General features: G+C 49.9%; 1 rRNA gene. It reads left to right on the top strand.

Going from position 1 to position 521, the window contains the following annotated elements:
• Positions 1-521, top strand: a 23S ribosomal RNA gene (locus ACCD02_RS32605); the annotation flags it as partial.

Here is a 521-nt window from a genome sequence, read left to right as displayed (position 1 = left end):
TAATAGCTCACTAGTCGAGTCGGCCTGCGCGGAAGATGTAACGGGGCTCAAACCATGCACCGAAGCTACGGGTATCATCTTTTGATGATGCGGTAGAGGAGCGTTCTGTAAGCCTGTGAAGGTGAGTTGAGAAGCTTGCTGGAGGTATCAGAAGTGCGAATGCTGACATGAGTAACGACAATGGGTGTGAAAAACACCCACGCCGAAAGACCAAGGTTTCCTGCGCAACGTTAATCGACGCAGGGTTAGTCGGTCCCTAAGGCGAGGCTGAAAAGCGTAGTCGATGGAAAACAGGTTAATATTCCTGTACTTCTGGTTATTGCGATGGAGGGACGGAGAAGGCTAGGCCAGCTTGGCGTTGGTTGTCCAAGTTTAAGGTGGTAGGCTGGAATCTTAGGTAAATCCGGGATTCTAAGGCCGAGAGCTGATGACGAGTTATCTTTCAGATGACGAAGTGGTTGATGCCATGCTTCCAAGAAAAGCTTCTAAGCTTCAGGTAACCAGGAACCGTACCCCAAACC

The sequence above is a fragment of the Pseudomonas sp. Pseusp88 genome (assembly GCF_047303955.1).
Classification (GTDB): Bacteria; Pseudomonadota; Gammaproteobacteria; order Pseudomonadales; family Pseudomonadaceae; genus Aquipseudomonas.
This window is presented reverse-complemented; position numbering and strand designations above follow the sequence as displayed.